Source organism: Clostridium sp. (assembly GCF_047718555.1).
GTDB lineage: Bacteria > Bacillota > Clostridia > Clostridiales > Clostridiaceae > Clostridium_I.
In genome coordinates this window covers 1-7,048 of sequence record NZ_JBDNRK010000099.1, presented here as the reverse complement: position 1 = coordinate 7,048, position 7,048 = coordinate 1, and the positions used below count along the sequence as shown (strand labels likewise).

5 protein-coding genes are annotated in these 7,048 nt (G+C 28.7%); all 5 read left to right on the top strand.

Annotation, left to right across the window (positions count from 1 at the left end; genetic code table 11):
- Positions 1-267: 267 nt before the first annotated feature.
- The 5 genes from ABF633_RS20275 to treC all read left to right on the top strand — a co-directional run bounded on the left by ABF633_RS20275 (position 268) and on the right by treC (position 6,974).
- Positions 268-825: a GNAT family N-acetyltransferase gene (locus ABF633_RS20275; protein WP_415526464.1), complete on the top strand. Its 558-nt coding sequence runs from the start codon at positions 268-270 to the stop codon at positions 823-825.
- A 412-nt stretch (positions 826-1,237) separates the two neighbouring features.
- On the top strand, positions 1,238-2,347 hold the full coding sequence (locus ABF633_RS20270) for an anaerobic sulfatase maturase (protein ID WP_415526462.1): 1,110 nt from the start codon (positions 1,238-1,240) through the stop codon (positions 2,345-2,347).
- A 41-nt stretch (positions 2,348-2,388) separates the two neighbouring features.
- Positions 2,389-3,336: a LacI family DNA-binding transcriptional regulator gene (locus ABF633_RS20265; RefSeq protein WP_415526460.1), complete on the top strand. Its 948-nt coding sequence runs from the start codon at positions 2,389-2,391 to the stop codon at positions 3,334-3,336.
- Positions 3,337-3,886: 550 nt separating this feature from the next.
- Positions 3,887-5,317 (top strand): PTS trehalose transporter subunit IIBC, encoded by a 1,431-nt coding sequence (gene treB, locus ABF633_RS20260; protein ID WP_415526458.1) that lies wholly within the window; start codon positions 3,887-3,889, stop codon positions 5,315-5,317.
- Between the two features lie 13 nt (positions 5,318-5,330).
- Positions 5,331-6,974: an alpha,alpha-phosphotrehalase gene (gene treC / locus ABF633_RS20255; protein ID WP_415526456.1), complete on the top strand. Its 1,644-nt coding sequence runs from the start codon at positions 5,331-5,333 to the stop codon at positions 6,972-6,974.
- Positions 6,975-7,048 lie beyond the last annotated feature (74 nt).

Below are 7,048 nucleotides of genomic sequence, written 5' to 3'. Positions count from 1 at the left end.
TGAATCTTACTCAGTGGGAGTTTGTATTCCCACTGAGTTTAGATGAATTATCCAAGGACGTGCTGATGTTATCTTCACCTATAGAAGGTGGAGTGTTACAGCGGCTAGTTATCGGATAAATTAGATAATATAATTTTAGAATAAAAATAATAAGAGATTATTGTTAGATTTCTTATAATTTGAAATAAGGTATAACATCAAAGTAGTAAATTTTTATAAGGGCATTTGTAAATTACGTACTAGATATAAAAAGTGAGGTAAAATAATATGACGAACAATTTATTTAATGAATTTCCAGAAATAAAAACCTGTGAAATAATGCTTAGAAAACTAAATTTTAATGATATTAAGGATATGTTTGAAATACTTTCAGATAGCAATGTATTAAAATATAATAATATATTGCCGCACAAAAAAATTATAGAAACAGAAGAGTTGTTTTTTACATTTATTAGAGATTATAAATACAATAAAGCAATAAACTGGGGTATTATTAATCTGGAAAATAATAAGCTAATAGGTATATGCGGGCTGTATAATTTTAATTATAAATTTACTAGAGCAGAAATTAGATATGAACTTAATAGAGCTTATTGTAAGCAGGATTATATATATAAGGCTTTTAAGGAAATTATTAAATTTGGATTTGAAAATACACCTTTGCAAAGAATTGAAGCCATAGTAAATAATGAAGATGAAAGTTCTAAAGCTATAATCGAAAAGTTGAAATTTAGGCATGAAGGTTGTTTAAGAAAACGATTTTACTTTAATGGTGAATTTAAAGATGAAAATTATTTTGGGCTTCTTAAGGAAGAATGGAAATAATCATGCTATAAAAGCACTTTTATTCATTATGAATTTGAGTGCTATAATTTTATTCTAAAAAAGGCATAAAGCTAGAAATGTATTTAACTGTTAAACACTAGAGATGCAATTAAAAATATAGTATGATAAGATATAAAATGAGATATTAGATAAACAGAGTTCTTTGTTTCAGGTGGAGTTTTTTATTACGACCGCTGAAACTTAGAAATTGTTATCCAGTGACGTAGCAGCCGTTATCTCCCACTTTCACAGAAAAGCCGAGAACCAAAATCTTGGATTTTGTGTGAATCGCTTTCACAGAGTGCGATGGGAGTATTACGGATGGTAGTCATCGGATAAAATAGCTAATTTTATATAAAAAGAATTTATACATATATGACTGGATAAATATTATATAGGGGAGTGTTAAAGTATGCCACCGGCAAGCGTTTTGATAAAGCCTGCTTCCTCAGGATGCAATTTGCAATGTAAATATTGTTTTTATCATTCAGTGAGTAAAAGCAGAGAGATTAAAAATTATGGAATAATGAAAGAGGAAACTCTTGTTAATTTAGTCAAAAATATATTAGAATATGCAGATGATTACTGTGTTTTTGCATTTCAAGGAGGAGAGCCTACTTTAGCGGGATTAGAATTTTATCAGAAGGTAATAGAGCTTCAGAAACAGTTTAATTATAAAAATTTAAAGATAGAGAATACCATACAAACTAATGGGACTTTAATAGATGAAAAATGGGCTGAATTCTTTGTAAAAAATGACTTTTTAGTTGGGATATCTATAGATGGACCTAAAGATATTAATGATGCTGCCAGGGTAGAAATAGGTGGGAAAAGCATTTTTAATAAGGTTCTTAATACTATACAGCTATTTGATAATTATAAAGTACAATACAATGTACTTTGCGTGGTTACTTCATATGTCGCCAGACACATTGGACAAGTATATAATTTTTATAAAAAATTAGGAATAAAATTCATGCAATTTATTCCCTGCCTTGATGGCATAGGTGAAGAAACTACATTTTACTCTCTTAATAACAAAAAATATAGCGATTTTTTAAAAAAATTATTTGATCTATGGTATGAGGATTTTACAAAAGGTGAGAATATTGATATTCGGTATTTTTCAAACATTATTCAGATGGCAGCAGGCTATAAAGCAGAAGCCTGTGGAATGTCAGGAAGTTGTCATTGTTATTTTGTTGTAGAAGCTGATGGCAGTGTTTATCCTTGTGATTTTTATGTAACAGATTATTGGAAATTAGGAAATTTAAATAAGTATAATTTTGATACTTTAATAAAAGATCCAAAGGTATCAGAATTTATTAAAAGTTCACTGTTTGTAGATGATAAATGTAAAAAATGTAAGTTTTTTATGTTATGCAGAGGTGGGTGCAGAAGATGGAGAGAACCTTATATTGATGAAAAACCATCAATAAATCAACTTTGTGAAGCATATAAAAACTTTTTTGAATACACTCAAGATAGAATTTATAATTTGTCACGTATTTTAAAAAGATAGATTTATTTTATTATGTGCAGCTAAGAAAAGGATGAAGAACAATGAGGGAACTTACTATATTGGATATAGCAAAAATGTCAGGTGTAAGCAAATCTACGGTATCAAGAGTATTAAACAATGATTCTAATGTTAAAGAGGAGACAAGAAAAAAAGTATTAAAAGTAATAGAGAAAAATAAATTCATACCATCAACTAGTGCAAGAATTTTGAGAGGGAAAAAAACAAAGACTATTGGAATAGTAACTACTAGATTAGATTCAAATTCAGAAAATGAAGCAATCAGAGGCATATTAAGAAGATGCGAACAGTTTGATTATAGTGTAGTTTTAGTAGAAAGCCTATTCTCTATAGAAAAGACTAAAAGGCATGTTGAAAATTTGTTAAAAAGAAGTGTAGATGGATTTATTATTTTTGCTATAGGGAATGAAAAATATGATTTTATGTTGAAATTAAATAAGCCAGTTGTTATGATTGGTCAAAAGGTAGAGGGATTTAATTCTATTGTGTATGATAATTATGAAGCTATACATAAGCTTTGCGGTTATTTATGGAATCAAGGAAAGAGGAATATTGGATATATTGGTATAGGGGATGAGGATCCTACTACTGGTAAGGAAAGAAATAATGCTTATAAGGATTTTGCGTCATCAAAAGGAATGAAACAAATAATCTATATTGGCAATATGAATTATAGCGATGGGTATAAATTGGCGGAACTTTGTTTTAATGAAAATGTGGATGCTATAATTTGCGCAACGGATACTATTGCTCTTGGTACAAGAAAATTTTTATTGGAAAATGAGATTAAAGACATTTTCGTAGCTGGTGTTGGTAATAATAAGTTAGTAAAATTTATATTTCCAGAACATTTAAGTATAAAATTATTTTATGAAAACTCGGGTATAAGAGCAGCTGAAATACTAGAAAGAATGATAAAAGGTGAAAATATAAGCGAAACTATAGTAATACACAGTGAGCTGTGCTTATAAAATAATATGTAATTATAGTATAAAAAGCTTAGATTAGCTGTTTATACTATTTTTTTTATAAAAACATAGAAAAACAATTGACATTATATATAAAATACATTATTATAATTCACATAGGAATACTATGATATTATAATTGTCTTTTAAAAATCTTATTTTATTTGTATTATCAAATTTCATAAACTTTGTTTATATAAAGTTTTGGGAACGATACCTAATAAATTTTATGACATGGTATTTTAGTAATTATATATAGCTATATTCATATATATGAAGGCTTAAATTATATTGGGAACGTAATCAAATTTCTAATTATTTGAAAGGTGTTGATGCAAATAAAATGCAAAGAAAGGAGAGGAATAATAATAATAGAACTAGATTATTAAATTATAAACTGATCAGTTATGCGGTTTGAAGTACAACTATAGATGAAATGCTATTTGAAATGTATTTTCTATTAACCATCTATGTAAGTTGCAGCAAAATCAGGAGTAAAAATACTGATATAGAGGTGTTTTCTAAATAATATTTATATAAGGGGGAAGAAACAATGTTTACAGATAATGATGCAATTAAATTGTTAAAAGAGATTGGAGGGAAAGAAAACATATTAGGTGTTACTCATTGTGTTACAAGGATGAGGTTTGTTTTAAAAGATGAGAACAAAGCTAATACAGAAGAAATTAAAAAGCTGAAATTTGTAAAGGGCATTTTTAGTAAATCAGGGCAATATCAAGTGATAATAGGTACTAATGTAGGTGATTTTTATAAGATATTTGCTGAAACTACGGGCATTGAATCTGGTGATAAAGACGAAGTGAAAGAAATTGCAAAAAATAATATGAAATTATACGAAAAAATATTATCTAATATATCCGAAATATTTGTACCTTTGATACCAGCTATAGTTGCAGGTGGTCTTATTTTAGGATTTAGGAGCATAATAGGTGATATTAAAATGTTTAATGGAAAATCTATTGCGGATATGAGTATATTCTGGGCAGGAGTATATTCCTTCTTATGGCTAATTGGTCAGGCTATATTTCAATTCTTACCTGTAGGAATAACCTGGTCTGTATCGAAGAAAATGGGGGCTACACCTATTCTAGGTATAATTTTGGGATTAACTCTTATCTCTCCTCAATTAATGCAATCAGGATTAATAGGACAGAAAGTACCAGAAGTTTGGAATTTTGGTTTATTTAAAATAGCTAAGGTTGGATATCAATCTCAAGTAGTACCAGCTATTTTGGCTGCTATGGCATTAGCTACTATAGAAAAGAAAATGAAAAAAATTACACCTAATGCAATATCTATGATAATTGTTCCTTTTGTCACCATAATAGTAAGTGTAATATTAGCTCATACAATAATTGGACCTGTAGGAAGATTAATAGGAGATGGAATAGGCTATGTAATAGCAGCTTCAATAACCGGTCCTTATAGAGTTATTTTTGCAGCTGTGTTTGGTTTTTTCTATGCACCTTTAGTTATTACAGGGCTTCACTATATTAATACGGCTATAAATTTACAGCTTATTGCAAATATTAAGGGTACACCTATATTTCCAATGGTTGCTATAAGTAATATAGCTCAGGCATCTGCTACTCTTGCAATATTAATAATGAATAAAACTACTGCAGAAAGAGAAATATCTGTACCAGCTACAATTTCAGGATATTTAGGAGTTACGGAACCTGCATTATATGGTGTAAATTTAAGATACAAATTCCCATTTATATGCGGAATGATAGGCTCTTCATTGGCAGCAGTAATTATAACATCAGGAGGAACTATGGCAAACAGTATAGGTGTAGGAGGCCTTCCATCCATTTTAAGTATTAAACCACAATATTGGGGTATTTATGCAATTGGAATGATTACAGCTATAGTTGTGCCAGTAATATTGACTACTATTGTATATAAGAGAAAGTATAAGACAGGAGATAGCTTAAAGAAAGATTTAGATATACCAGCATAGAAGGGGAGATGAAATGTTTAAAAAAAGTACCATTTATCAAGTTTATCCTAAGAGCTTTAAAGATACAAATGATGATGGACAAGGTGATATAAAAGGGATAATTGAAAAATTACAGTACTTAGAAAATTTAGGGATAGATTATATATGGCTGACACCTATATTTACTTCACCACAAAGGGATAATGGCTATGATGTAGAAGATTATTATAAAATAAATCCACAGTATGGAACTATGAAGGATCTAGAAGAATTAATAAAAAAAGCTGGAGAAAAGAATATAAAAATAATGCTAGATATGGTTTTTAACCACACATCCACAGAACATAGATGGTTTAAAAAAGCATTGACAGGGGAAAAGAAATATATGGATTACTATATATTCAAGGAGCCGGTTAATAATGGAAAGCCTACTAATTGGGTTTCTAAGTTTGGTGGAAGTGCCTGGGAGTATGTTCCTAAATTAAATAAATATTATTTGCACTTATTTGATAAAACCCAGGCAGATTTAAACTGGGAGAATAAAGAATTAAGACAAGAGATGTATAATATAGTTAACTTTTGGATTGATAAAGGTATAAAGGGATTTAGATTTGATGTAGTAAATCTTTTAAGTAAGCCTACTATTTACGAAGATGATTTAGAGGGAGATGGAAGACAGTTTTATACAGATGGGCCTAATATACATAAATATTTAAAAAAACTGTCAAAAGAAACTTTTGGAAAATATTCAGATATAATTACTGTAGGTGAAATGAGTAGTACCACTGTTGATAATTGCATTAAATATACAAATCCAGCAGAGAAAGAATTGAATATGGTATTTAATTTTCATCATCTAAAGGTGGATTATAAAAATGGAGAGAAATGGACTAGAGATAAATTCAGATTTAAAGAATTAAAAGAAATTTTCAATAAATGGCAGGTGGAAATGGATAAAAGTAATGGCTGGAATGCTTTGTTTTGGTGTAATCATGATCAACCAAGAGCTATATCTAGATTTGGTAATGATAAAAAATACCATACTCTAAGCGGTAAAATGTTAGCGGCAGCAATTCATATGATGAAGGGAACTCCATATATATATCAAGGTGAAGAAATAGGTATGACCAATGCAGAATTTAATAGTATAAATCAGTACAGAGATATAGAGTCTTTGAATTATTACAAGATATTAAAAAATAAGGGTATACCAGAAGAGAAAATTATGGACATATTAAAGGAAAAATCAAGGGATAATGGGAGAACTCCTATGCAGTGGGATTCTTTACAGTATGCTTCTTTCAGTAAAGCTGAACCCTGGATAGATATATGTAAAAATTATGAGTCAATAAATGTTTTAAAGGCTTTGGAATGTAAGAATTCAATATTTTACTTTTATAAGAAGCTTATAACTCTTAGAAAAGAATTAGATGTGATTGCCTATGGAGATTTTAAGATGATTTTTAGGGACCATTCTAAAATATTAGCTTATGAAAGAAATTATAAAGATGAAAGCTTAATAGTAATATGCAATTTTTATGAAGAGAATATAGACATAGTATTAAAAGGATATAAAAATTTTAAGGTATTAATTTCAAATTATGAGGATGCAAAATTAAATGAAAACATTAGACTAAGGCCTTATGAAACTATTGTATACTACAAAAGAACTAACTAGAAAAATTAAAGATTATATGTAAGACCAGCTAGTAAAAGTCAATATAAATTAAAAAAATAATTTATGAGTAAAAA